The sequence below is a fragment of the Pseudomonas sp. I2 genome (assembly GCF_040984075.1).
Classification (GTDB): Bacteria; Pseudomonadota; Gammaproteobacteria; order Pseudomonadales; family Pseudomonadaceae; genus Aquipseudomonas; species Aquipseudomonas guariconensis_B.
The window spans coordinates 1-23,446 of sequence record NZ_JBCGFQ010000021.1 but is presented as its reverse complement, the minus strand read 5'-3'; the positions used below and the strand labels follow the sequence as shown (position 1 = coordinate 23,446).

Below are 23,446 nucleotides of genomic sequence, written 5' to 3'. Positions count from 1 at the left end.
CGCATGCGCCACCGTCAAGGTCGTCTATCGTGAACGAACTGGCCCTCGTCAGCATTGCCATCCCGGCATTCAACCCCGAGTTTTTCCGCAGCGCCTTGCAGAGCGCTATCGCCCAGGATTATCCGCATCTGGACATCCTGGTCTGCGATGACAGCCGGGACGGCCTTATCCGGGACATCGTCCAGAAGCTGCAGGCTGAGTCCGGCAGGACCATACGCTACGTGCGCAACTCCCAGACCCTGGGCTTCGCCCGGAACCTGCAGGTGTGCCTGGAGCATGCCAGGGGTAGCCTGATCAAATTCCTTTGCGACGACGATCGCTTGTTGCCTGAGTGTATCTCGCACCAGGCTCGAGCGATGAATGAACATCCAGATATCAGTATCACCATTTGCCAGCGCCTGCTCTGTGCCGCCGATGACGCATTGCTGCCAGCCCGTATGCTCAATGCCGTGCTCTGTGCCGAAAACGCTGTGATCAAGGGCAGTGACCTGCTCGAGACGCTGGAAACCAATGTCCCCAACCTGTTCGGCGGCCTTACCCATGCCTTGCTGCGTCGCGAATGGGTCGCTGAATTCCTACCCGCATTGGTACAGCAGGGTCAGGGTTTCAATGCACGTCTGGACCTGGCGTTGTGCATCTGCCTGCTGCGTCGGGGGCACTTGTGCAGCCTGACGCGCATTCTCAGTATCGAGCGTCTGTATGCCGGGCGACTGAGCAATCATGCCAGCATGACCATTGCGTTCCCCAAGGAAACCGAATGGTTGAGGGAAATGCTGGCCGCGCGGGTCAGCGAACCGATGCCGGTCAATGGCTGGGTCCGCTACCTGCCGTTGGAACAGTATCGCGGTGGCCAGGACATCGCCTGGCAGGAGTTCGAACTCAACCGCCTTCACTCCAACCAGCAGGCGCGTCTGGCACAGCAGGTTGGGACTGAGAGCTTGACGTCTGGGCAGGTCTATGCCGAATGGTTGGCTTGCCGCAGACTATCGCCATCGCAGTTGAGCCAACTGCCCAAGCGCTTCGGGCACTGGCCGCGCCAGCCTCGGATCGTTCCAGTCATCTGGGCCGAGGCGGGGGAGGAGGCCGCGTTGCGGGTCACTCTTGAAAGCCTGGCGGAGCAGTCCTATGGGGCGAGCGATTGTTGGGTATTGGCCCCGACCCCACTGATGGTGCCGAACGAGAGGGGGATACGGCATATTCCCTTGCAGGCCAACGGGCTGGCGCAGTTGAACGAGCGCCTGGCCTTGAGCGACGAGGCCGACTGGATCTTCCTGCTGCGTGCCGGTGATCGGCTGCATCCGCAGGCGCTTGCCATCATGGGTGAGCGCATGGCGCTGCGTGCCGATCGCCTGTGCCTATATGTCGACGAGGGGACTCATGACGGCCTCGAAGCTTCGGCGCCGGTCTTCAAGCCGGATTTCAACCTCGATTTGATGCGCAGCATCCCTTACGTCGGGAGGCTGCTTGCCTTCGAATGCAACGCATTGCGCGAAGCCGATGGCTTCGACCTGGCTTTCGACGTGCTCGCTCCTCATGATCTGCTCTGGCGCCTGGTGGAGCGGCATGGCCTGCAGGTGGTCGAGCATATCGACGAATTGCTGGTGCAGTGCCAATTGAGCCATGCCCAGTGGCTCGCTGACCCGCGCTGTGTATTCCAGGCCCCGCGGGTGGTGGATGCTCACTTGCAGCGCCTTGGTGTGCAGGCCCAGGTCAACGCTGAGGGCGAGGCTGCGCTGTGCCGGGTTCGTTACGGTTATGACTGTACCGCGGGCGTCTCGGTTATGTTGCCGGTGGGCAACGACCTGGCGGCACTGACGCGATGCGTCGAGTCGCTCTTCGAACATACCTTGCATAGCAATTTCGAACTGCTCCTGCTCGCCACGGCCGAAGCGCCCGAGGCGATTCGCCAATGGCTTGGCGCGATGCATGCTTTGGGCAGCGATCAACTGCGCGTGGTGGAAGTTGAGGTGGGCTCCCGTGCCGCGCAGTTGAACCAGGCCAGCCAGCAGGCTCGTGGCGATTTTCTGTTGTTGTTGCAGGCCGCTTGCGTAGTCATCGATGGCCAATGGCTGGGAGAGCTGCTGTCGCTGGCCCAGCGCCCTGAGGTCGGAGTAGTCGGTCCGAAGCTTTGCAATCCCGATGGCAGCATCCAGGCCGCCGGCATCGTGCTAGGGTTTGGCGGTACGGTCGGTACGCCTTTCGCTGGTTTCCCGCTGGAGTCCGCTGGCTATATGCAGCGCCTGAAGGCCGTGCAGAACTGGAGCGCGGTCTCCCTGGACGGCATGTTGGTGCGCCGTGAAATCTTCAGCAGGCTGGGAGGGCTGGACAGCCAGGCGCTGGAGAACGACTTCCACGGCGCGGACTTCTGCTTACGGGTGCGGGAGCAGGGCTATCTGGTTGTGTGGACCCCCCATGCGTTGCTGGCACATAGTGGCGATACAGGCGAGCAGGCCATTCCTGCCGAGCGGTGGGCGCGCTCCAAGGGGATTTTCTACGATCGTTGGTTGGCGTCGATCGCACGCGACCCGGCGTACAACCGCAATCTCAGTCTGAAACAGGCTGGTTTCAAGCTTGAGCCGGGGCTGCGATCAGGCTGGGATCCGTTCATCAGCCGGGCGTTGCCCTCAGTCCTGGCATTGCCGGTCAACACCACGGCGATCGGCCATTACCGTGTCATCCAACCGTTCAACGAACTGGAGAAGGCCGGCTGGATCCAGGGGCGGCTCTCCTACAGCACGCCAGGTCTGGTCGAGCTGGAGCGCATGCAGCCGGAATTCATCGTCTTCCAGTGCCGCTATTCTGAGTCTTCATTGAACGACATGGCTCGTACGCGGCGCTACTCCAATGCGCGGCGCATCTACGAGATCGACGACTATGTGATTGATGTGCCCAGCAAGAACGACCATGGCCGCAATATTCCGGGCAATATGCGCGAGATGGTGGCTCAATGCATTGCCCAGTGCGATCGTGTGGTAGTGACTACCGAGACCCTGGCCGATGCCTTGTCGAGCATGCACCATGACATTCGTATCGTACCCAACATGCTCAGTGCTCAACTATGGACGGGGTTGGCGAGCCAACGCCAGACCTCGCCGCGGCCTCGCGTGGGTTGGGCAGGAGGCACCAGCCATCGGGGCGATCTGGAGTTGCTGTTCGACGTCGTCAGGATGTTGGCCGACGAAGTCGACTGGGTATTCTTCGGTATGTGTCCGGATATGCTGCGGCCCTATGTGAAAGAGTTCCACCGTAGTGTGCCGTTGGCTCGCTACCCGCAGAAGCTGGCCAGCCTCAACCTGGATCTCGCCCTCGCGCCCCTCGAGCAGAACCTTTTCAACGACTGCAAGAGCAATCTGCGGTTGCTCGAATACGGCGCTTGTGGCTTTCCAGTGATCTGTACCGATACCAGGGCATATGCCGGTTACCTGCCGTGTACGCGCGTGCGTGAAAACACCACCGATCAGTGGCTGGATGCCATCCGCATGCACTTGGCCGATCCTGGAGCCAGCTACCGCCAGGGTGATGCCTTGCGCGAGGTGGTCCTACGGGACTACGTGTTGATGCCGGGCAACTTGCAGCAATGGGCCAACGCCTGGCTTACCGACTGATTTCCTCCCATCGGCGGTCGCCATGTGGAGAACCACCAATTGAACGGGTGAACTATGAGCGTAAACGCAAGCCAATTGCACAAGGACGTGACAGTCGTCCTGATAGGGCATGACGAACCGGATCACCGGGAACGCTCCCTGCATTACTACAGCACCTTGGGCGTGCCTTGTCTGGCGCTTGCCGAGCGCTCGGAGACTGAGCATGGCCTAGGCTGGGGGGGTCTGCTGGAGCAGATGCTGGAGCAGGTGCGGACACCTTTCGTAGTGCTGGCCCTGGATGCCGATTTCGTCCTGGCTGCGGCCCTGGAGCAGGCCGTGGGGCTTCTGCAGGCACAGCCACAGGTGGTGGCGGTGCAGGGCTATGCCTTGGCTTACCAGGTGGGCAATGCAGAGGTGACCTACCACAAGACCGGCGCGGCCTTCGCTCCTGTGCCGCAAGTGGGTGTCCAGGGGCGTCTGTGGCAGTACGCCTCGGCTGGCCAGCAAGCGTGGCGCGCTGTGTTGCGAGTGCCAGTGTTGCGCACCGCGCTGGCCGATCTGCCTGAAGGCTTGGATTTCCCTGCCTGGCGAACGGCGCTGTCGTTTTCCCTGCTTTGCCAGGGCGAGTTCGCCCAAGTTGCCCAGGCTGGCGTGATCCGCGCCTATGCACCGACCTGCGAGAGCCCAGCGGCACGGGACGAGCGATTGGCGCATGCCATGCGGGTGCTGCGTCAATGGGATGGCGATCATCTGCGTGCCTGCTCGGATGATACGGACTTCGCCTTGCTCAGTGAGTTCGTGCGCAAAACCTGCGATCAGGGTAGGGAACCTTTGCTGTTCACATCCAAGTGGCACAGCGTTGTAGCCGAGCCGGAGCGGCGTTTCGAACCGCGCCAGTACGTCGAGCTGCCTTACTACAATGGCGAGTTGTTCAGCCAGCTGTCGTCTCTTGAGTTTCTTTGGCATGCCTGGCCGACAGGCCATGCCCAGCGCCATGCCCTGGAAGGTACCTGGGTACGCCAGCGTGATCTGCTCGTCGAACATCCCAATGACACCGTCGAGAGTCTCAAGGAACGTTACTGGCAGGCCCAGGCACTTGGCTTGTTCAACCGTGAGGTATGCCAACGCCTGCTGTCCACCCTCAATGGCGAGTCCGATGGGGAGTACCGGCGAGAAATGGGCGACTGGCTGGAGCGGCTCGGGCAGTTGCCAGCCATCGACCAGGCCTCCTTGTTGCAGCAGACTGCTTCGGGTCAAGTGCTCCAGGCCATCGCTGCTGCCACGCCGGACGCCACCGGCCGGCAGCGTGTCCTCGATCACCTGGCCAAGCGTGGTGGCGCGCAGATCGCCTTCGTGGTGCTGGACCTGGAGAGCGATGACCAAGCCTTGCAGTCCACGTTCGACAGCCTGTTGGCCAGCGGCTTGCGCAATTTCAAGCTGGTCGTGCTCAAGGCTGGAGAGCCGCCAGCGCTCACCACTGCTCGGGATACACTGCACTTTATCCAGGTAACCCAGGGCAATTGGGTCTCTCATCTCAACCAGGTGGTGCGCCAACTGTCCAGTGAGTGGATGTTGCTGATGCAGGCCGGCGACGTGCTGCTTTGCGGTGCCCTGTTGCGCTTGCAGGTTGAGCTGGCTGAAGAGCCTGGCTGCCAGGCCATCTGTGCCAATGAGGTGCAACGCGACAGCGAAGGGCGCCTGGTCAGCGTCGTGCGGCCAGGGGCCGACCTCGATCTGTTGCGTGGCCGTCCAGACCTGATGTCTCACCACTGGCTGGTACGCCGCCAGGCGGTGGTCGACCTCGGCGGTTACAGTGAGGCGAATCGCCATGCTCTGGAATTCGACCTACTGCTGCGTCTGGTCGAACAGAACGGCGTGGGCAGCCTGGCCCATATGGACGAATACCTAGTCATCGGCCAGCAGCCTGCGCTGCAGATGAGCGCGGACGCGCAGGCGGCCCTCAACCGGCACCTGACCCAGTTGGGGTATCGCGCTCAGGTCGAGGAGCGGCGCGAAGGCGGTTTTCTGATCGACTACCGTCATGGGGTGACACCGTTGGTGAGCCTCCTGATTGGCGTGGAAGCTCCAGGGCAATTGCGTGACTGCCTGGCCAGCGTGTTCCAGCGGACCCGCTATTCGCGTTACGAGGTCCTGGTGGCCTGTGCTGAAGGTGATGCACAGTCGTGCGCCGATGTGGTCTCCATCTTTGGCACAAGGGCGCGTCTGGTGGTCGGTGCGGCAGGCGCATCGCGTAGTGAGTTGCTCAATGCCCTGGCGGCTCAAGCTCGTGGTGAATACGTGGTGCTGTTCTCGGAGCGCTGCCAGGTGCTGACCCCGGCATGGATCGAATCCCTCCTGAACCAGGCGCTGCGTCCCGAAGTGGGCGTGGTCGGAGGTTGCCTGCTGTCTAGCGACGGAGCTATCAGTCATGCCGGCTTCGACCTGATGCGTGGGCCATGGGTGAATGCCCCTTGGCGGGGACTGCCGCTGCAGGCGTCTGTCCAAGCCTGTTGGCCGGCGATGGTGCGTGGCTGTGCAGCGATCTCCTCCGATTGCCTGATGGTGCGCAAGGAGCTGCTCGACCACTGTGGTGGGCTACGTACGGTGGCAGGGACCGATATCGACCTTTGCCTGCGGGCCACAGAGGCGGGGCTGCTGGTGGTTTGGACCGCCGATATGCAAGTGATGAACAATGCCGTGGCCATACCCGACGTGCAGCAGGCTCAAGCATTGCAGGCTCTCTGGCCAGCGTCATTCGCAGGGCGTGTGGTAGTCGACGCGCGTAGCGGGGTGGACGTTTCACGCTCGGGGGCGGGCGCTGAATTGGAATGGCTCGCCCACCTGGACTGACCAGGTGCTAGAAAAAATCCGATGCCGGAGACGGCATCGGATTTTTTATCCCCTCGCCAGTAGATCAGGTGAAGGGCCCGTTCCATGGCGGCCGGTACATCGACTCAGCCCGGGAGCCATGCCTTCTGCCAAGCATCCAGGTGATGCCCCTCGAGCATCCAGTCCCGGTGCACCACCGTTTGTAGCTCATCGCCCAGCCGTGCGCTGGCGTCCAAGTCGCCGGTATGCATGTGGATGGCGTCCACCCAGGTCCTGGCCTCGTTGTCGACCCGTGTCACCGGAAGGGTATCGTCTTGGTAGGCGCGTACGTTGCTACAGATGACTGGAATACCGCAGGCACCGAACTCCAGCAGTACCAGATTGCCCTGGCAGTCATTGGCCAGGTTCTGCCGCAGAGGCGCCAGCGCCAGGTCGAGGTTCAGGCTTGCCAGCATCGTCGGATATTGCTCGACGGCGACCTGAGGATGCAGCTCGTGCGCAAAGGTCCGCAGCCCAGCAGGGCAGTCGCCGATGAACACCCATTCGACCTCTCCGGCCAGTGCCTGGAACACTTCGGCCATCATCTGTGGGTCAGCATCCGCAGCGTTCCAGCCAACGCGCGGCTTTCGTCCAGCCCTGCGCAGCCCTTGCTGGGCTTTCCACAGTACCGGCAGACGATTCTCGAGGATCTGCACATCATGGTGCAGGTTTGAAAACAGTTCTGCCAGGGCCGGTGTGGCAACCACGAAACGGTCGACGAAGCCCAGACCATTGCGCAGGACTTTCAGGGCGTCACCCTGCGTCGAGGGGGCCGCCAGCGAGTCGCAGAGGCTGTCCATGTCAAAGACCTTGAAGGAGGTGGACAGGCTTTTCATGCGGCGCATGGCTTCGAGACGCTCGCTATCCATGCGCTGGTGCAGGATGAGGCTGTCTGGCGCATAGCGCGCCAGTTCAGTCAACTGCAGCAACCCCAGGGACAGTGCACCTTCGACCAGGCCGGCATGCTGCAAGGCGCAGAACGGTTGGATGATGCGGGCATGACCCGACGAGGACGCAGTTGCCGGGTGGGCCAGGACCGTCGGCAACGGTCTCCAGGAAGACAGTGGACGCCACGACAATTCGCTGTCTGCCAGCTTGAAGCCGCCAGGCTGGCTCAGTGACAGGTTACGGTTGTAGGCCGGATCTCGGACGATGAGCGGCAACCACTTGCGGTATAGCGCGTCTTGCTCTTCATGCGGTACTGGCGCGGGATCCTGCGCGCCGAGCATGACCCGCGCATTCGCCGCCCAGACGATCAGATAGCCGGCTTGCCTGACCCGTAGGCACAGATCGATGTCCAGGTAGCGCTCGGGCACGTCTGGAGACAGGCCGCCGAGGGCCTGGTACAGCTCGCGGGCAATCATCAGGCAGTGCTGGCTGACCGCGCTGTAGCTCTGGTCGACCTGCAATCGCTCCATGTAGCCGGCACTGTCCATCGCCTCTCCGGCGAAGGCCTCGCCAGCTGGACCCTCGAGACCCAGTAACAGGCCAGCATGGCGGATTTTGCCTTCCGGGGTCAGCAGCTTGCCGCCGACGACCCCGACTTCAGGGCGCTGGGCGTGGTTGAGCAACTCATCTAGCCAGTCGCCATCGATGATTGCCGACTCAGGAGAGAGCAACAGCAAGTAATCGCCAAGGGCCTGCTCCGTGGCGAACTGGAGCATGGCTGTCACACTGTTGCCGGAAAGACCCGGGTCGATGGTACGTAGGCGAGGTTCGCCAAGACTGCCGATCGCCTGAAGCCATTGACTGACATCGTCAGCCGTTGCGGCGCTGTCGATCAGCAGCAACTCGTAGTTGGGGTAGCGCGTGGTCTCGAGTAGGCTTTCGACACAGCGCTGCACATGGGCCAGGCTGCTGCCTGCCATGATCAGCACCGACACAGGGGGCTGTTGCGCATGGCCGTAGTTCAGCCGGTATTGGCCGGGCCGGTCGGAACGCACTTGTGCATTCACGTAACCCCGTTCGCGCAGATGGCAGAGGATGGCGCGCTTCTCATCGTCCACGTCCTGCAGGCTGGGAGAGTCGGTCACCAGCAAGGGCTCGGCGACATGTCCCAACCCTTCCAGGCCGCCTGAGTTGATCAGGCGCAGGATCAGTTCGAACTCCGGCGCATGGGCATACGCTTTGTCGAAGCCCCCTGTCGCCAATACCTCGGTGCGCCGGAACAACCAATGCCGTCCCATACCGGTCGGCAGGCTCAACAGGTAGTCCAAGTTGAAGTCTGGGCGCAAGGCCGCACCCAGGCTACCATCGGTGTGGCGATACATACCGTCGCAGTACAGTGCACGGGTATCTGGTGCTGTGAGCAATTCAAGGGCCACGATCAGCAGGCCGTGGGCAGTGAGTTCATCACCGGCGTGGATCAGGCCCATCCAGTCGCAGTTGGATTCAGCTATCAGCCGATTGAGCGTTTCCAACCAGTTGTCAGGCGTGACCGGCAAGACCGGGCCTCTGAAGTCGGCTGCGGTGTCCGGCGCTACGCTCAGTAGCGTGGATTGGATACGAGGGTACAGTGCCTTGGCGGCATGCAGCGATGCCAGCGTGGCACTGACTTTCGCCGCATCGCCTTGTAGGTCGATCACCGCGATGGCGAACAGGGGCGCGCAGGCATGCTGTTGCAGGCGCTCTTCTACCAGTCGCTGCTGGATGGGGGTGAGCTGGCGCTGATCCAGCCACTGGCGCATGGCTATCCCATGTCGCTGACCCGATTCGGCGACACCCAGGCGCTGGAGCATCTTGCGTCGGCCTTGGCGTACCGTTTCGCTGCCCAGATCGCCATGGCGAGCATAGAGATCGAGGTAGAGCCGCGAGTAATCCTTGAACGCCTGCTGCGAGCGGCGGGTCGGGTCGAACTTGGCTTCGCGCAGCCGGACCTCCACCGTATCGCCCGGCACATGACGCAAGGTCGCGCGTGAGGCGAGGCGCATTAGGAAATCCCAGTCCTCCAGCCCGTGCATGGATTCGTCGAAGCCTCCGATGAGTTCGAGCAGTTCACGCGGACAAGCGAAGGTGTTGATGGGGATGTAGTTATCGACGAACAGACGTTCCTTGGAGTATTCCCCATGCCGATAGCGCTGTTCGCGGGCCTGCTCGACCCGAGCCTCGCCTTCCAGGGATTCGATGATGTAGATCGCATCCGCGTATGGCACCTGGTTGGGATGGACCTCAATGGCCTGTGCCAGAGTTTGCAGATGCTCCGGTAGGTAGCGATCGTCGTCGTCCAGGTAGGTCACGAAGCGGCCGCGAGCTAGGCGATGAGCGGCGTTGCGTGCGGCAGCGGGGCCTCGATTGCGGCTTTGGCGCATGTAGGTGATGGGAAACTCGAAACCGTCCAGCATGTTTTCCACGGGCGAGCCGTTGTCGTTCACCAGTATCACCTCGAAGTCCTTGCAGGACTGCGATGCCAGACTGGCCAGCGCATCCATCAGGAACTTCGGGCGGTTGAATGTCGTGACGATCACCGAGAACAGGTATTCGCATGCCAGTGCCTGCCCTGGGGTGAAGTCGAACAGCATCCGGCGAATCTGTTCCTGGCGCTGCGCATAGTGTGCCTGGAGCTCGGTCGGGTAGCTGGCCATGCGACGCAGGTACAGCTTCCAGATGCCATCGGCCGAGCGTTGCATGCGCTTGCGTGCCGCCGGCTCGGCGAGATTCAGTTCGAGGATCCGGGTGTGCTCGGCCAGCGGTTTGTCCGAGGCATAGAAGTTCTGAGAGATTTGTCCGCCGTGGATGCGGTAGCCCACCGTGGCTTGATGCAGGAACAGGAAGTCGGGGGCAACCTGAGCCATGCGGGTCCACAGCTCCCAGTCGCCTGCCAGCATGCCGTCCCGGTGGACACCGCCGTCGGGCAGGGTCAGGCTGGGCAGGATGCTACGGCGGAAGATGGCGGCCGACGGGGTGATATAGCTGTCATGGGTCAGCAGATCGACCAGCTCATCGCGGCCGCCGACGTAGCTTTCGGCGCGATGACCCGGATGCACCGCGTGCCGCAGTACCTTCCCGTGTTCGTCGATCCACATGCACTGGGTGTATCCCAGGGAAGCATGAGGGTGTCGGTCCATGGCCTGTACCAGGCTGCGCAAGTGGTCTGGATACAGGATGTCATCGGAACCCAGCACCACTACATAGCGCCCGGAGCCGGCACGCAGGCACTGGTTGTAGTTGCCAATCATGCCCAGGTTGCGGGGGTTGATCTGGTAACGGAAGCGGGCATCGTGGCGATAGCCTTCCAATACCTGCACGCTGTGGTCGGGGGAGCAGTCATCGAAGACCACGAGTTCCAGGCGCACGCCTTCCTGGGCCAGCACTGACTCGATGGTCTCCCCCAGGAAGGCGGCGTTGTTGTAGGACATCACGGCAACCGTGACATCTACGGCAGGGGCCTTGGGCTTACGCTGCCGTGCCTTGATTTCGCGCAACTGGCCAAGCCCGTGGAGCAGGCGATCAATCGCGTTGCCGGGGGTATTCGATGCGCTCATGCCTGTTCTCCGAGTACCACATTGCGGAACGTATCGTAGTCCCGGTAGTAATCGCTTTCGTCATAGCGCTCAGAAGCCAGCACCATGCACACCGAACCACTGGAGAAGTTATCGATTTCCCTCCAGATCATCGGCGGTATGTACAGCCCGTAGTACGAGCGGTTCAGGTGGTACTTGAAACGGGTGCGGCCGTCGTCCAGTAGAATGTCGAAGCTGCCGGACATGGCGATCAGCAATTGATGCAGCCCTTTGTGGGCATGACCGCCACGGTGGGAGCCGCCAGGCACGTCATACAGGTAGTAGACCCGGGCGATATCGAATGGGATGTGGTTATCGGATTCGATGAAGGTCAGGTTTCCCCGTGGATCCTCGATCTTGGGCAGGTCGATGATCTTGCAGTCCTTCAGTGACATGGCGGCTCCTCGGGCGTTGCATGCTTGGCATCGCCGGTAAAACGATTGCAGGCTTCGATCACGGCCTCGACCAGCGCTTCGGGCATGCCCGGATACAGGGGCAAGCTGAGGATCTCGGCAGACAACCGCTCGGTGATCGGAAGTTGGCGGGCCGACAGTTCCGCATAGGCGGCCTGGAGGTGGATCGGGATCGGATAGTGGATCAGCGTCGGTATGCCGTTGGCGTCCAGGTGTGCTTGCAGGGCGTCGCGCTGGGCGCAACGCACCACGAACAGGTGCCAGACGTGGGCCGTGTCGATCTCATCCGCGTCGGGCAGAGTGACCAGTGGGTTGCGGATGCCGGCCAGGTACCGTTGCGCCAGGCGCCGACGCTGTATGGCGTCCTCCATCATGCGCGGCAACTTGACTCGCAGCAGCGCCGCCTGTAGCTCATCCAAGCGCGAGTTGACGCCTTTGGCGTCGTGCACGTACTTCTCGCTGGAGCCATAGTTGCGCAGGCTGCGTATCCTGTCGGCTAGTTGGGCGTCGTTGGTGGTCACCATGCCGGCATCGCCAAGGGCGCCGACATTCTTGACAGGGAAGAAGCTGAAGCCGGCGGCATCCCCCAGTGAGCCGACCGAGCGCCCCCGGGCATCGAGCGCACCATGGGCCTGCGCGGCATCCTCGATGAGCAGCAACCCATTCCTGTCAGCGATTTCACGCAGGCTGGCCATGTCGGCCAGACGGCCATACAGGTGGACGGCAATGATCGCCCCTGTCTGTGGGCTGATGGCCGCCTCCACCTGTTGTGGATCGATCAGGAAGCTGCCCTCAAGCGGCTCCACCGGTATCGGCTGGCAGCCAGCCTCGCTCACCGCCAGGGCCGTAGCGATGAAACTGTTGTCGGGCACGATGACATGCGCGCCCTTGGCCAGTCGCCCCTGTTGGATATAAGCCTTAAGGATCAGGGTCAGTGCATCCAGCCCATTACCCACGCCGATCCCATGGTCGACCTGGCAAGCCTTGGCGAACGTCTGCTCGAGGGCCTGTACCTCCGGGCCGAGCACGTACCAGCCCGAGCGAAGCACGCGCAGGAAAGCCTCGGTCAGTTGCGCTTCGTCGCGTGCATTGAGTGCCTGGAGATCAAGAAACCGGTGCATTGTCGTTTTCCAGATAACGCACGATTCGTGCTGGGTTGCCGACCACCAGTGCCCGTGGCGGCACGTCACAGGTGACCACGGCGCCGGCACCGACCATGGCGTGTTCGCCGATGACCAGCCCGGGCAGGATCACAGCCGCGGCGCCAATCGATGCGCCGCGTTCGACCCGGGTCTGCGGGAAGTGGTCAGGCCACTGCCGGGATCGAGGAAAGCGATCGTTGGTGAAGGTGGCGTTGGGGCCGATGAAGACATCGTCGGCAATTCGCAGGCCGTCCCACAGGTGGACACCGCACTTGAGGGTGACACGGTCGCCGATCACCACGTCGTTCTCGATGAAGCAATGGGCGGCGATATTGCAGTCCCGCCCGATACGGGCGCCTGCGAGGACCACCACGAACTGCCAGATACGCGTTCCTTCGCCGATGATGACGCTTTGCACGTCGGCCAGAGGATGGGCCTGGGTCATGCCAGCAGCTCCTTGATGGCGGTTACCACACGCTGGCCGGCACGGCCATCGAATGCATGGAAGAACTGGCCGATTGCCGCGCGGCGGCTCTCGGCGAGCGTATCGTGACCCTGACGGAGCTGATCGATGAAGCGTTCGACCCCGGCGGCATCGTCGGCGACCTGGTAATGGCGGACGACGGCCGAGCCTTCTTCGTTCAGGCCCAGGCCATGCGGGTTGCGCAGATAGAGCACCGGCTTGCCGGTGGCGAGGTATTCCATCAGGAAGGAGCCGACATCGCTCATCATCGCTTCGCTGACGGCGAAGGCGTGGCGGTGATCGGTGCGCTCGTCGACGATGACCCCTCGCGCCGCCAGTTCGCGCTTCAGTGCACAGATGCCTGCCTCGTCGAGAATGTTCAGGTTGGCCAGCTTCTTCCAGAGCAGCGGATGAGGGCGCAACACCAACGCCAGATCCGGGCGAGTGGCAAAGGCTGCCAGGATGTCGCCTGCCAATAGGTCGAACGTCGACCAGAGGTCGCCATCGATGGAGAAATGGGCATTCCACAGCACCGCACGCCGGTCGCCAATCGCTTCTCGCAGCGTCGGATCGACATCGAACCGCAACAGGTCGACCAAGCCGTCCATACGCGGATGCCCTGTGACCTGGACGTGGCTGGAGCCGGTGGGGCAATGGCGAGCGAACATTTGTCTGACACCCTCCGATCGAACGAACACGGCGGTGGCCTGCGCGGTGACGGGTTGCCCATACTGATAGACGTAGTTGTGCTCCCCGCCACCGACCTCCAGGCCGTAGGGGACGTAGGTGATGCAGCGTACGTGCTGGCGCAGGTTGGCGAAGCGATAGGCTTCGGGGCGTGTTTCGTCGTAGGGGGAGGTGTAGAGCACGGCGTCGAATCCGGCGTCTTCGAGAGCGAAGGTGTCCCAGGCAAGGAAGGGCACACCCAGCGCGTCCAGGTGTGCTTGCGACTGTTCGCGTTGCCAGCGGTAATCCTTGTGGATGAATGGCAGCATCACCACGATCACTTCGATTTGCGCATCGTCTTGCGCGGCCTCCCAGACGCTGCGCACATTGCCCCAGGACTCGGGAAGTTGGTACAGGATCGCCAGGCGCAGCCTGCGGGCCGCCATCTTGTCTTCACGCATGTTCTACCCTTTGCTTCCAGCCCGCGGCGAGAACCTGGCGCGCCATGTCCAGATCGTCGGTGGTGTCGATGTCGAATGCCTTGAGCCTCGCCGCACGAATTGGCAGGTAGGGCTCGATCGCTTGGTAGACGAAGATCGGCTTGTCCAGTACCAGTTGTGGCTCGATGACGGCAATGCCGGTCCACTCCCAGGGATGCTGGGGGTCGCGGGTGAAGCCGGTGACCGATTCCCCGTCGCTGTCCAGCAGGACGCGGACCCCATCGCTGGTGGTGTAGTCGGAAATGCCGATGAGTTGCCGGTGCTCCTCGGCCATTTCCATGAACGTCCGGAACGACACGTCCTCGACCACGGTGTCGGCGTCGATGACCAGAAAGCGTTCCTGGAGGTGGCGGGACACTCGGTGCAGGCTCTGAAGGGTGTTGGTCCTGGCATAGTCGGGGTTGCGCACGACAATCAGGTCATGACGCAGAGCCATGGCGTGGTTGATGACGTCCTGCTCCTCGAAGCCTACGACCAGCCATACCGTCTCGGCCCAGGCAAGGCGCTCGAGGTGATAGTCGAGCAGGGTGCGGCCGTTCACCTCCACCAGGCATTTGGGTTTGTTCAGCCCAAGCCGGGAGCCGATGCCGGCAGCGCAGATCACAGCATGCTTAATAGGCGACATAAGGCTTTCCCGTCGTTGATCACGAAATCACTGAGTTTGACCAGCAGGTGATTGGGTGAATGAGTGCCGCCGAAGGCGATACGCCAGTCGGCGGATTCGAACATGGGCACATCGTTCATGCCATCGCCAACGGCGATGATCCGGTCGAAACGGTTGCGCAGGCTGTTGACAGCGTCGCCTTTGTGCAGAACGTGCTTGATGCCCATTAGCTGGCCATCTTCCAGGCTCGCCGTGGAGGTGAAACTCTGGATGCCGAGACGCTCGAGCACGGGTTTGACCCAGACATCCAGGTTGCCGGTCACCACAAAGCACTGTTCGGGACGTTGGGCAATGAAGTCGAGCATGTGCCGGTCGAAGTCTACGTGTTCGGCGAGGGCGGCGTGGATCCAGTCCAGCGGCGCGTCCCGTAGCAGGCGAACCCGCAGCTTGAAGGACTTGTCGAATGGCAGCACCCCATTGATGGTCGCTTCGGTCAGCACGGATATCTCGTCCTCCAGGCCAACCGAGGAAGCGATCAGTGGCAGTAGTTCCTGGCGGGTCAGCGTGCCGTCGAGATCGAAGCAGTAGGCTGTTCTCATTGTGATCCCGCCTTTCTCAAGATGGTGTAGTACTGGCGAGTTTCGGCGCGTTTTTCCAGGTCGGCGGGAAACAGGAACTCGGCAGCCTGTGCAGTGAAGGCTCCCGGCTCTAGAGCGTGAGCCATCAGTTGGCCAAGTTCAACGATGGTGCGGTAGATGGCCGAGTATTCGTGTTCGAGTTCATTGGAATAGAAACGATCCAGGGTGAAACGCTCGGCCACGCCGACCGGCTCGCGCACGTAGATCAGCCCGCCCGGAGCGCAAAGCTGGCCTGCGTGGCGTAGCACATTCACGCAGTCTTCATCGTTCAGGTAGATCAGCAGCCCCGAGATGATCACCAGGTCGAAAGGGGCGCCGAGCACGAGCGAGGCAGGATCGATGGCCGTGGCCGACATCACCTGGAAGCGCAACCCGAGCTTGCTGCGACGTTGGGCTTCGGTGCTGGCCTTGTCGATCAATGCGGGGGAGAAATCAATGCCTAGATACTGCGCATCGGCGACCTGCTCGTCGATGAACCAGCCCCAGCGACCGATGCCGCAGCCGATATCGAGGATGCGGCTGCCAGCGTGCAATTGGAGTTGTGGCGCCAGCGCCCTCTTTTCGGCTTGATCACGCTGCTCGACCAGCTCAGGGCTGTGATCCTGATACATGGTCGTGCTCAGGACATTGGCGTAATCGCGTTTCCCACGTGCGTCGAAGAAGGCTTGGGTCGTGCGGTAGTCGATATCGATCCGCTCCCCTTTCAATCGGCCTCGGGTGCTCATATTCGTTCTCGTTGGTAAAGGCGGTCGGCAAAACAGGCCCAGAAGGCCGGACTGTGTCAGGCTTCCGACGTTGCGGGCGGTTCAAGCAAAAGACCTGCCAATCAGCGGGGAGGGGCGGCGGGTCGTATTCGTACTGCTGGTCGTCGGTACGTAGGCGTCGAATGATGACCATCTATCTGTACACGTGACTTGGCAGTCGAAACGCGCATCTCTAAGCTATTCAGTCAGCGGGAAACCCGTCTGGGGTGGCGTGATACCTAGCGCCAGAGCTCCAGTCCCCGAGAAAATTCGCCATATTGATTGGGAAAGCCACAATGATTGGCATCAAAAGCATCGCGAGTTACGTGCCTGTGGACGGCGTGGACAACTATGTCCAGGGTGCGAAATTCGGTAAGGATCAGGATTTCATCTTTGGCAAGATCGGCTCCACCTTTCTGCCACGCAAGGAAGACACCCAGGAAACCTCCGACCTCTGCGTCGAGGCTGCCAGAGCATTGTTCGCTGCCAATCCGGCTTTGGATCCGGCGTCCATCGATGCCGTTATCGTCGTTACGCAGAACGGCGATGCAGAAGGCTTGCCCCATACTGCCGCGATCGTCCAGGACAAGCTCGGGCTGGCGACCCATGTCGCAGCCTTCGATATCTCCCTGGGGTGCTCTGGCTATGTCTATGGCATCTATGCCATGAAAGGCTTCATGGAGGCGGCTGGCCTGAAGAATGGCCTGCTGATCACGGCCGACCCCTATTCGAAGATCGTCGATCCTGAGGACCGCAACACCACCATGCTGTTCGGAGATGCGGCAACCGCCACCTGGATGGCTGACGGGGCTCCGTGGCAATTGGGTAAATCGATGTTTGGCACCGATGGCGGCGGTGCGGAGTTTCTCAAGACCAATGATGGCAAGTTCTTCATGAATGGTCGGCAGGTGTTCAATTTCGCTCTGCTCAAGGTCCCGGCGCATCTGCATCAATTGCTCGAGGCCAGTGGGCTACAGGCCGATGACATCGATCTGTTCTGTATCCACCAAGGGAGTGCTGCGATCGTCGATGCGGTGGCGCGGCGTTTCGAGGAAGGTAGGCCGGAGAAATTCATTAAGGACATGGTCGAGACCGGCAATACCGTTTCGTCCAGTATTCCCTTGCTGTTGGAAAAGCATGTGCTCGGGTCGCAGCACAGGCGCGTCGCCCTCAGTGGTTTCGGCGTAGGCCTGTCCTGGGGGTCGGCGATCATTGAGCGTGGCGACTGACCCCGTTGCATACTGGCATGGGCGCCGCCGTTTTTCGGGCGGCGTTTTTGTTTGTGTCCCTGTCGGTATCTTGGCGTCAAGTCCTTGATTTCACTGGGCTGGCAGGATGCCAGTAATTTTTTTCGAAAAAGCACTAAAGCAACCCGCCCTGACGACGATAACAATTACGAAGGTTCTCTAGGCCGCACCCGGCGAATTGCCAAGGCCGGAAGCCGTAGTACCCACCAACGAGGAATTCGTCATGGCTTTGACTGTAAACACCAACACCACTTCGCTGGGCGTTCAGAAGAACCTGAACCGCGCTTCCGACGCTCTGGCCGTTTCTATGACTCGCCTGTCTTCCGGCCTGAAGATCAACAGCGCCAAGGACGATGCCGCTGGCCTGCAGATCGCTACTCGCATGACCTCGCAGATCCGTGGTCAGACCATGGCGATCAAAAACGCTAACGACGGTATCTCCATCGCCCAGACCGCTGAAGGTGCGATGCAAGAGCAGACCAACATCCTGCAGCGTATGCGTGAGCTGGCCGTCCAGTCCCGTAACGACTCCAACAGCGCCCAAGACCGCGAAGCTCTGAACAAAGAATTCGCCCAGATGTCTGACGAGCTGAGCCGTATTGCCAATAGCACCCAGCTCAACGGCAAGAACCTGCTCGACGGTACTGCCAGCGCGATGACCTTCCAGGTCGGTTCCAACGGTGGTTCCGAGAACCAGATCACCATCACCCTGACCGACAGCATGGATGCCGATGCCCTGGGCGTTGGTTCGGGCACCATCAACATCCTGGGTACCGACAGCGCCGATGCGGAAACCAACTTCTCCGCTGCCGTCGCTGCGATCGACGACGCTCTGCAGAAGATCAACACCACCCGTGCCGACCTGGGTGCCGCCCAGAACCGTCTGACCAGCACCATCAACAACCTGCAAAACATCAACGAGAACGCCGAAGCCGCTCGTGGTCGCGTACAGGACACTGACTTCGCTGCTGAAACTGCCCAGCTGACCAAGCAGCAGACCCTGCAGCAAGCTTCGACCTCGGTTCTGGCCCAGGCCAACCAGCTGCCGTCGGCAGTCCTGAAGCTGCTGGGCTAATTTGCCTGACAGTTGTCGGCGGGGAAGTGCACGCGCGGCGCTTCCCCGCCTTTTCATTGTGAGGTGCTGGACATGGACATGAGCGTCAAGCTGAACCTGTCTTACCCGGCTGCGCGTTCAGCCGAGCAGGTTGCCGAGAACCCGGTTGCCCGGCTGGCCGCTGATGCTTCCGGCGATGGCGAAAAGAAAGGCCCTGTCGCCGTGCACGCTGCCGACAAGGTCAAGGATGCTGTCTCGGAGATCGAAAAATTCCTGAAAGAGACCCGGCGTAACTTGGAGTTCTCCACCGATGAGGATTCCGGCAAGATCGTGGTCAAGGTCATCGCCAGCGACACGGGTGAGCTGATTCGCCAGATTCCCTCGGAAGAGGCACTGCGGATCGCCCACAGCCTGAGCGATGTCAAGAGTGTTCTGTTCGACGCCAAGGTCTGACCGGCGGCGAGCGAAATGACGTGATTCATGTCAGTCTTGCAGGAGCGAGGCTGACGCGTTAACGAGAGGGACAACAGCATGGCAAGCCCGATTACTTCCTCCACTGGCCTGGGTTCCGGTCTCGATATCTCGGGGATCGTCAAGGCCTTGGTCGAGTCCGACACTGCGGCGAAACAGGCGCAGATCAAGCGCCAGAGCAGCAACAACAGTGCGATGATCTCGGGTATCGGTGCGCTGCGCAGTGCCCTCACGGCGTTCCAGGACGCCATGAAGAAGCTCAACGACAAGAGTGCGCCTGCCTTCAATGCCTATGTGGCGACTTCCGCCAATGAGTCGGTCATCAAGGTCAAGTCGAGCAATAGTGCGGTAGCGGGCAAGTACGACATCGCCGTCAGCCAGGTGGCCACGGGTTCCAAGGTCGCCAGCCAGCAGTTCGCCGGGGGAGCCACTTCCGCGATCACCGCGGGCGAGATGACCATCAGTCAGGGTGGCAAGACCTACAAGGTCGATGTGGCCAGCGGCGCCACGCTGCAGAGCGTGCGTGACCAGATCAACAAGGAGCTGGGTGCCAGCGGCATCTCCGCCAACATCGTCAACGAGGAAGGTGGCGCACGGCTCGTGCTCAGCTCCACCACTACCGGCGCCGGCACCGATATTTCCGTAAGCGGCATTGCTGGGCTGGAAATCGACGGCACTGCACAGATGTCCGGTACGGGGGCGGGCTATATCACCGCCCTGGCCCAGGATGCCGAGCTGACCATCGATGGCCTGAAGGTCAAGAGCGCGAGCAATACCATCAGCGACGCCATCAGCGGCATGACGCTCGAGGTCACGGGCGTCAGTGCCAAGGCCGCTGACGGTAGCCGTTCGCCGACGGCGCTTACCATCGCCGCGGACAACGAAGGCCTGAAGAAGTCGGTGCAGAGTTTCGTCGATGCCTACAACACGCTGCAGAAGGCGATCACCTCGCTGACCACCAGCAGTCGCGACGAAAACGACAACCTGGTGCTCGGTCCGCTGAGCAACGATCCGACCACTCGTTCCCTGGTAGGTGACATTCGCAAGGTGCTGAGCGAAGTCGGCTCTGGCGATAAACTCACTTCCCTGAGCCAGCTGGGCATCAATACCCAGAAGGACGGAACTCTTGAGTTCAACAGTACCAAGTTCACGGCGGCGCTGAACGACAAGAAGCTCGGCCCCGAGATCCAGGAGTTGTTCACTGGCAGCAACGGTGTCTTCGAGCGGATGAACAAGGCCATCGATCCGTACAACAAGACCGATGGCAGCCTGGCGACGCGCAAGTCCAACCTGGACAAGGCCGCCAAGAACCTGTCCGATCAACAGGCTGCCCTGGACCGCCGTACCGAATCGTTGACCGAGTCCCTGACCAAGAAGTACGTCGCCCTGGACACCGCCCTGGGCAAGATGAAAGCCCAGGCCGACCAGATCACCTCGATCTTCGAAGCGATCAACGCCCAAGCCAAGAAGTCCTGATCGACACCTGGTGCCAAAAGCCCGGCAGCGTCACGTTCGACGCGCCGGGCTTTTTGCTTCCCCGCTAAAGTTTTTTGACGTACCGACGATACACAGGTATACGCAACCTTTTCGCTGCAACGAGGTAGATCCATGAACCCGATGTTGGCCCTTCGGCAGTACCAGAAAGTCAATGGTGTGGCGCAGACCTCCGAGGCCAGCCCGCACCGTCTGGTGCAGATGCTCATGCAAGGCGGCCTCGATCGCCTGGCCCAGGCCAAGGGCGCCATGGCGCGCAACGATATCGCCCAGCGCGGCATCCTGATCGGCAAGGCCATCGACATCATCGGCGGCCTGCGCGAAGGGTTGGATCTGGAAAACCATGCCGACAGCCTGGCCGACCTGGACAGCCTATATACCTACATGAGCCGGCGCCTGGTCGAGGCCAACGTGCAAAACGATCCGGCGATCATCGATGAAGTGGCGCGCCTGCTGATCACGGTCAAGGAAGGCTGGGACGCGATTGGCGACCCGTCGCCATCCATCTGATTGGGAGATTGCCATGAGCGAGGTGATCGAGCGTATAGAGCAGACCCGTGAGGCGCTGCTGGCGGCACTGGATAGTCGGGATTGGGATACGATTGGCGAGCTCGATCTCGAGTGCCGGCTGTGTGTCGATGAGGTGCTGGTCGAAGCCTCGCTCAATGAGGAAGCGGTAAGGGGCAGTCTAGAGCAGCTGCTCGGCGTTTATCGGCAACTCATTGAAATTGCAAGTGGTGAACGTCAATCGATAGTCGACGAGATGACGCAGATTCGTCAGGCGAAAAATGCCGCAAAGGTATACCATTTGTTCAGCTGACGCTGGACGGTATAGAAAAACGCGCCATTAATTTGACAGTGTGCGTTTTTTTAACTTAACTAGTGACTGTTTTCGCAAATTCAGACGTCCGAGCACTGATCATCCAGTCGGAATGATGTCGAGCACGCCCTCGGGCGTCGAAATGACTAGGGAAGTTCCTAACGCATGTGGCGTGAAACCAAGATCCTCTTGATCGATGACGACAGCGAACGCCGCCGCGATCTGGCGGTGGTCCTGAATTTCCTCGGCGAGGAAAACCTCTCCTGCTCCAGCCTGGATTGGCAGCAGGTGGTCGAGTCGTTGTCTTCCAGTCGTGAAGTGCTGTGCGTACTGATCGGGACTGTGAATGCTCCGGCAAGTCTCCTGGGGCTGCTTAAGACAGTGGCTGGGTGGGATGAGTTCCTTCCGGTTCTGCTTTTAGGTGAAATTTCTTCTGCGGAGTTCCCCGAGGACCTGCGACGCCGGGTGCTGTCGAACCTCGAGATGCCGCCGAGCTACAGCCAGTTGCTCGACTCCCTGCACCGTGCCCAGGTCTATCGCGAGATGTACGACCAGGCTCGCGAGCGCGGCCGCCAGCGCGAGACGAACCTGTTCCGCAGCCTGGTCGGTACCAGCCGGGCGATCCAGCATGTGCGGCAGATGATGCAGCAGGTGGCCGACACCGACGCCAGCGTGCTGATCCTGGGTGAGTCCGGGACCGGCAAGGAAGTGGTGGCGCGCAACCTGCACTACCATTCCAAACGCCGCGAGGCGCCGTTCGTGCCGGTCAACTGCGGGGCGATCCCGGCCGAGTTGCTCGAGAGCGAGCTGTTCGGCCACGAGAAGGGTGCCTTCACCGGGGCGATCACCAGCCGGGCCGGGCGTTTCGAGTTGGCCAATGGCGGCACCCTGTTCCTCGACGAGATCGGCGACATGCCGTTGCCGATGCAGGTCAAGCTGCTGCGCGTGCTGCAGGAGCGTACCTTCGAGCGGGTCGGCAGCAACAAGACCCAGAGCATCGACGTACGCATCATCGCCGCGACCCACAAGAACCTCGAGACGATGATCGAGGAGGGGGCTTTCCGCGAGGACCTGTACTACCGCCTGAACGTCTTCCCCATCGAGATGGCGCCATTGCGCGAGAGGGTCGAGGATATCCCGCTGTTGATGAACGAGCTGATCTCGCGCATGGAGCACGAGAAGCGGGGCTCGATCCGCTTCAATTCGGCCGCGATCATGTCGCTGTGCCGCCATGGCTGGCCGGGTAACGTGCGTGAGTTGGCCAACCTGGTCGAGCGCATGGCGATCATGCATCCGTACGGGGTGATCGGCGTTTCCGAGCTGCCGAAGAAATTCCGCTACATCGACGATGAAGACGAGCAATTGGTCGACAGCCTGCGCAGCGACCTGGAAGAGCGCGTGGCGATCAACGGCAATACCCCGAACTTTGCAGGCCACGCCATGTTGCCGCCTGAAGGACTGGACCTGAAGGACTACCTGGGCAGCCTGGAGCAAGGGCTGATCCAGCAGGCCCTGGACGACGCCAATGGCATCGTCGCGCGAGCCGCGGAGCGTTTGCGCATTCGCCGCACCACCTTGGTGGAGAAGATGCGCAAGTACGGCATGAGCCGGCGGGATGGGGAAGAGCAGGCGGAAGGTTGACGCAGATCGCTGCGTTACACCGCCTGACTGCACCATCGGGTTTGCAAGGGCTGCGAAGCGGCCCCAAAGACGGCTATCGAAGGCTTGACTGACATTAGAGCAATGTCTGCACAGGTTCGGTATTGTCCCGAGAAGCAGTGAGAGCCTTCGAGGCCTGGGGCTGCCTTGCAGCCCATCGCCGGTAAACCGGCTCCCACAGGGGGCTCTGCAAGCCCCATCATCTGTGATCGACTCGACCCCTTGTGGGAGCGGGCTTGCCCGCGAATAGGCCGGAACAGCCAACCAAAAGGCCATTGCCTTGCCCCGCCTTGCCCCAGCAGGCGCGCAGCGACCTGCCCGGCTCTTGATCTTGTCGCACGCCAGCTCAGGCGCCGCCAATCGCGACTTCAGGAGGCCGAGCAGAGGCATTGCGTAGTGAGGTGACGGCCATGGATGGCCGTCAAGCGCTGCGGGCCAGGACGGCCCGTCAGCGCGGTCCTCACGGGAGCAATGCCGGCGCGAGGGAACCCCGGAGCGCAGCGTAGGGGCCGTATGATGGAGCAGGCGGTTTTTGCTGGACCTGTCCCGTGACAGCGGACGCCAAGATAGCGATCTAAGTA

17 protein-coding genes are annotated in these 23,446 nt (G+C 61.4%); 9 read left to right on the top strand and 8 right to left on the bottom strand.

The genetic code is table 11. From position 1 onward, the window contains the following. Nucleotides 1–29: 29 nt before the first annotated feature. Nucleotides 30–3,605, top strand: coding sequence for a glycosyltransferase (locus tag WCE05_RS12665; protein ID WP_368816023.1), 3,576 nt, complete (start codon nucleotides 30–32; stop codon nucleotides 3,603–3,605). Nucleotides 3,606–3,659: 54 nt separating this feature from the next. After that, nucleotides 3,660–6,434, top strand: a complete 2,775-nt coding sequence (locus tag WCE05_RS12660; RefSeq protein ID WP_368816022.1) for a glycosyl transferase — start codon at nucleotides 3,660–3,662, stop codon at nucleotides 6,432–6,434. A 104-nt stretch (nucleotides 6,435–6,538) separates the two neighbouring features. On the opposite strand, the gene WCE05_RS12655 is transcribed toward WCE05_RS12660, so the two are convergent. The 8 genes from WCE05_RS12655 to WCE05_RS12620 are packed head-to-tail and all read right to left on the bottom strand — an operon-like array spanning nucleotide 6,539 to nucleotide 16,102. Next, complete coding sequence (locus WCE05_RS12655; RefSeq protein ID WP_368816021.1) at nucleotides 6,539–10,933, bottom strand: glycosyltransferase; 4,395 nt, start codon at nucleotides 10,931–10,933, stop codon at nucleotides 6,539–6,541. After that, nucleotides 10,930–11,346 (bottom strand): FdtA/QdtA family cupin domain-containing protein, encoded by a 417-nt coding sequence (locus WCE05_RS12650; protein WP_368816020.1) that lies wholly within the window; start codon nucleotides 11,344–11,346, stop codon nucleotides 10,930–10,932. Before WCE05_RS12650 ends, WCE05_RS12655 begins: the two co-directional genes overlap by 4 nt. After that, nucleotides 11,337–12,485, bottom strand: a complete 1,149-nt coding sequence (locus WCE05_RS12645) for a DegT/DnrJ/EryC1/StrS family aminotransferase (RefSeq protein ID WP_368816019.1) — start codon at nucleotides 12,483–12,485, stop codon at nucleotides 11,337–11,339. Before WCE05_RS12645 ends, WCE05_RS12650 begins: the two co-directional genes overlap by 10 nt. Continuing rightward, complete coding sequence (locus tag WCE05_RS12640; protein ID WP_368816018.1) at nucleotides 12,469–12,951, bottom strand: acyltransferase; 483 nt, start codon at nucleotides 12,949–12,951, stop codon at nucleotides 12,469–12,471. The genes WCE05_RS12645 and WCE05_RS12640 overlap by 17 nt, the downstream gene beginning before the upstream one ends. Next, complete coding sequence (locus WCE05_RS12635) at nucleotides 12,948–14,096, bottom strand: CDP-glycerol glycerophosphotransferase family protein (RefSeq protein WP_368816017.1); 1,149 nt, start codon at nucleotides 14,094–14,096, stop codon at nucleotides 12,948–12,950. Before WCE05_RS12635 ends, WCE05_RS12640 begins: the two co-directional genes overlap by 4 nt. Next, a complete protein-coding gene (locus WCE05_RS12630; RefSeq protein ID WP_368816016.1) occupies nucleotides 14,089–14,760 on the bottom strand; it encodes an NTP transferase domain-containing protein in 672 nt (223 codons plus the stop codon). Before WCE05_RS12630 ends, WCE05_RS12635 begins: the two co-directional genes overlap by 8 nt. Next, nucleotides 14,736–15,338 carry an HAD-IB family phosphatase gene (locus WCE05_RS12625; RefSeq protein WP_368816015.1) on the bottom strand — a complete coding sequence of 201 codons (603 nt, stop codon included), beginning with the start codon at nucleotides 15,336–15,338 and terminating at the stop codon, nucleotides 14,736–14,738. Before WCE05_RS12625 ends, WCE05_RS12630 begins: the two co-directional genes overlap by 25 nt. Beyond that, a complete protein-coding gene (locus WCE05_RS12620) occupies nucleotides 15,335–16,102 on the bottom strand; it encodes a class I SAM-dependent methyltransferase (protein ID WP_368816014.1) in 768 nt (255 codons plus the stop codon). Before WCE05_RS12620 ends, WCE05_RS12625 begins: the two co-directional genes overlap by 4 nt. 314 nt (nucleotides 16,103–16,416) lie before the next feature. Between WCE05_RS12620 and WCE05_RS12615 the strand changes: the two genes are divergently transcribed. The 7 genes from WCE05_RS12615 (at nucleotide 16,417) to fleQ (ending at nucleotide 22,847) form a co-directional block, all read left to right on the top strand. Next, a complete protein-coding gene (locus tag WCE05_RS12615) occupies nucleotides 16,417–17,349 on the top strand; it encodes a ketoacyl-ACP synthase III (RefSeq protein ID WP_368816013.1) in 933 nt (310 codons plus the stop codon). A 241-nt stretch (nucleotides 17,350–17,590) separates the two neighbouring features. Continuing rightward, entirely contained in the window at nucleotides 17,591–18,442 is an 852-nt protein-coding gene (locus tag WCE05_RS12610) for a flagellin domain-containing protein (protein ID WP_368816012.1), read from the top strand. Between the two features lie 72 nt (nucleotides 18,443–18,514). After that, nucleotides 18,515–18,874 carry a flagellar protein FlaG gene (locus WCE05_RS12605; RefSeq protein ID WP_368816011.1) on the top strand — a complete coding sequence of 120 codons (360 nt, stop codon included), beginning with the start codon at nucleotides 18,515–18,517 and terminating at the stop codon, nucleotides 18,872–18,874. A 78-nt stretch (nucleotides 18,875–18,952) separates the two neighbouring features. Beyond that, nucleotides 18,953–20,368, top strand: a complete 1,416-nt coding sequence (fliD, locus tag WCE05_RS12600; RefSeq protein WP_368816010.1) for a flagellar filament capping protein FliD — start codon at nucleotides 18,953–18,955, stop codon at nucleotides 20,366–20,368. 132 nt (nucleotides 20,369–20,500) lie between these two features. Then, nucleotides 20,501–20,896 carry a flagellar export chaperone FliS gene (fliS, locus tag WCE05_RS12595; RefSeq protein ID WP_225789311.1) on the top strand — a complete coding sequence of 132 codons (396 nt, stop codon included), beginning with the start codon at nucleotides 20,501–20,503 and terminating at the stop codon, nucleotides 20,894–20,896. A gap of 13 nt (nucleotides 20,897–20,909) precedes the next feature. Beyond that, nucleotides 20,910–21,206, top strand: a complete 297-nt coding sequence (locus WCE05_RS12590; RefSeq protein WP_225789310.1) for a flagellar protein FliT — start codon at nucleotides 20,910–20,912, stop codon at nucleotides 21,204–21,206. Between the two features lie 165 nt (nucleotides 21,207–21,371). Next, the gene (gene fleQ, locus WCE05_RS12585; RefSeq protein ID WP_225789309.1) at nucleotides 21,372–22,847 is read left to right on the top strand and encodes a transcriptional regulator FleQ; all 1,476 of its coding nucleotides are present in this window, start codon (nucleotides 21,372–21,374) and stop codon (nucleotides 22,845–22,847) included. Nucleotides 22,848–23,446: the final 599 nt, after the last annotated feature.

Bases quoted from the DNA above. Each gene is read 5' to 3' on its own strand.
- WCE05_RS12660 (WP_368816022.1), top strand. From the start codon at position 3,660: ATGAGCGTAAACGCAAGCCAATTGCACAAGGACGTGACAGTCGTCCTG.
- WCE05_RS12655 (WP_368816021.1), bottom strand. From the start codon at position 10,933: ATGAGCGCATCGAATACCCCCGGCAACGCGATTGATCGCCTGCTCCAC.
- WCE05_RS12650 (WP_368816020.1), bottom strand. From the start codon at position 11,346: ATGTCACTGAAGGACTGCAAGATCATCGACCTGCCCAAGATCGAGGAT.
- WCE05_RS12645 (WP_368816019.1), bottom strand. From the start codon at position 12,485: ATGCACCGGTTTCTTGATCTCCAGGCACTCAATGCACGCGACGAAGCG.
- WCE05_RS12640 (WP_368816018.1), bottom strand. From the start codon at position 12,951: ATGACCCAGGCCCATCCTCTGGCCGACGTGCAAAGCGTCATCATCGGC.
- WCE05_RS12635 (WP_368816017.1), bottom strand. From the start codon at position 14,096: ATGCGTGAAGACAAGATGGCGGCCCGCAGGCTGCGCCTGGCGATCCTG.
- WCE05_RS12630 (WP_368816016.1), bottom strand. From the start codon at position 14,760: ATGTCGCCTATTAAGCATGCTGTGATCTGCGCTGCCGGCATCGGCTCC.
- WCE05_RS12625 (WP_368816015.1), bottom strand. From the start codon at position 15,338: ATGAGAACAGCCTACTGCTTCGATCTCGACGGCACGCTGACCCGCCAG.
- WCE05_RS12620 (WP_368816014.1), bottom strand. From the start codon at position 16,102: ATGAGCACCCGAGGCCGATTGAAAGGGGAGCGGATCGATATCGACTAC.
- WCE05_RS12615 (WP_368816013.1), top strand. From the start codon at position 16,417: ATGATTGGCATCAAAAGCATCGCGAGTTACGTGCCTGTGGACGGCGTG.
- WCE05_RS12610 (WP_368816012.1), top strand. From the start codon at position 17,591: ATGGCTTTGACTGTAAACACCAACACCACTTCGCTGGGCGTTCAGAAG.
- WCE05_RS12605 (WP_368816011.1), top strand. From the start codon at position 18,515: ATGGACATGAGCGTCAAGCTGAACCTGTCTTACCCGGCTGCGCGTTCA.
- fliD (WP_368816010.1), top strand. From the start codon at position 18,953: ATGGCAAGCCCGATTACTTCCTCCACTGGCCTGGGTTCCGGTCTCGAT.
- fliS (WP_225789311.1), top strand. From the start codon at position 20,501: ATGAACCCGATGTTGGCCCTTCGGCAGTACCAGAAAGTCAATGGTGTG.
- WCE05_RS12590 (WP_225789310.1), top strand. From the start codon at position 20,910: ATGAGCGAGGTGATCGAGCGTATAGAGCAGACCCGTGAGGCGCTGCTG.
- fleQ (WP_225789309.1), top strand. From the start codon at position 21,372: ATGTGGCGTGAAACCAAGATCCTCTTGATCGATGACGACAGCGAACGC.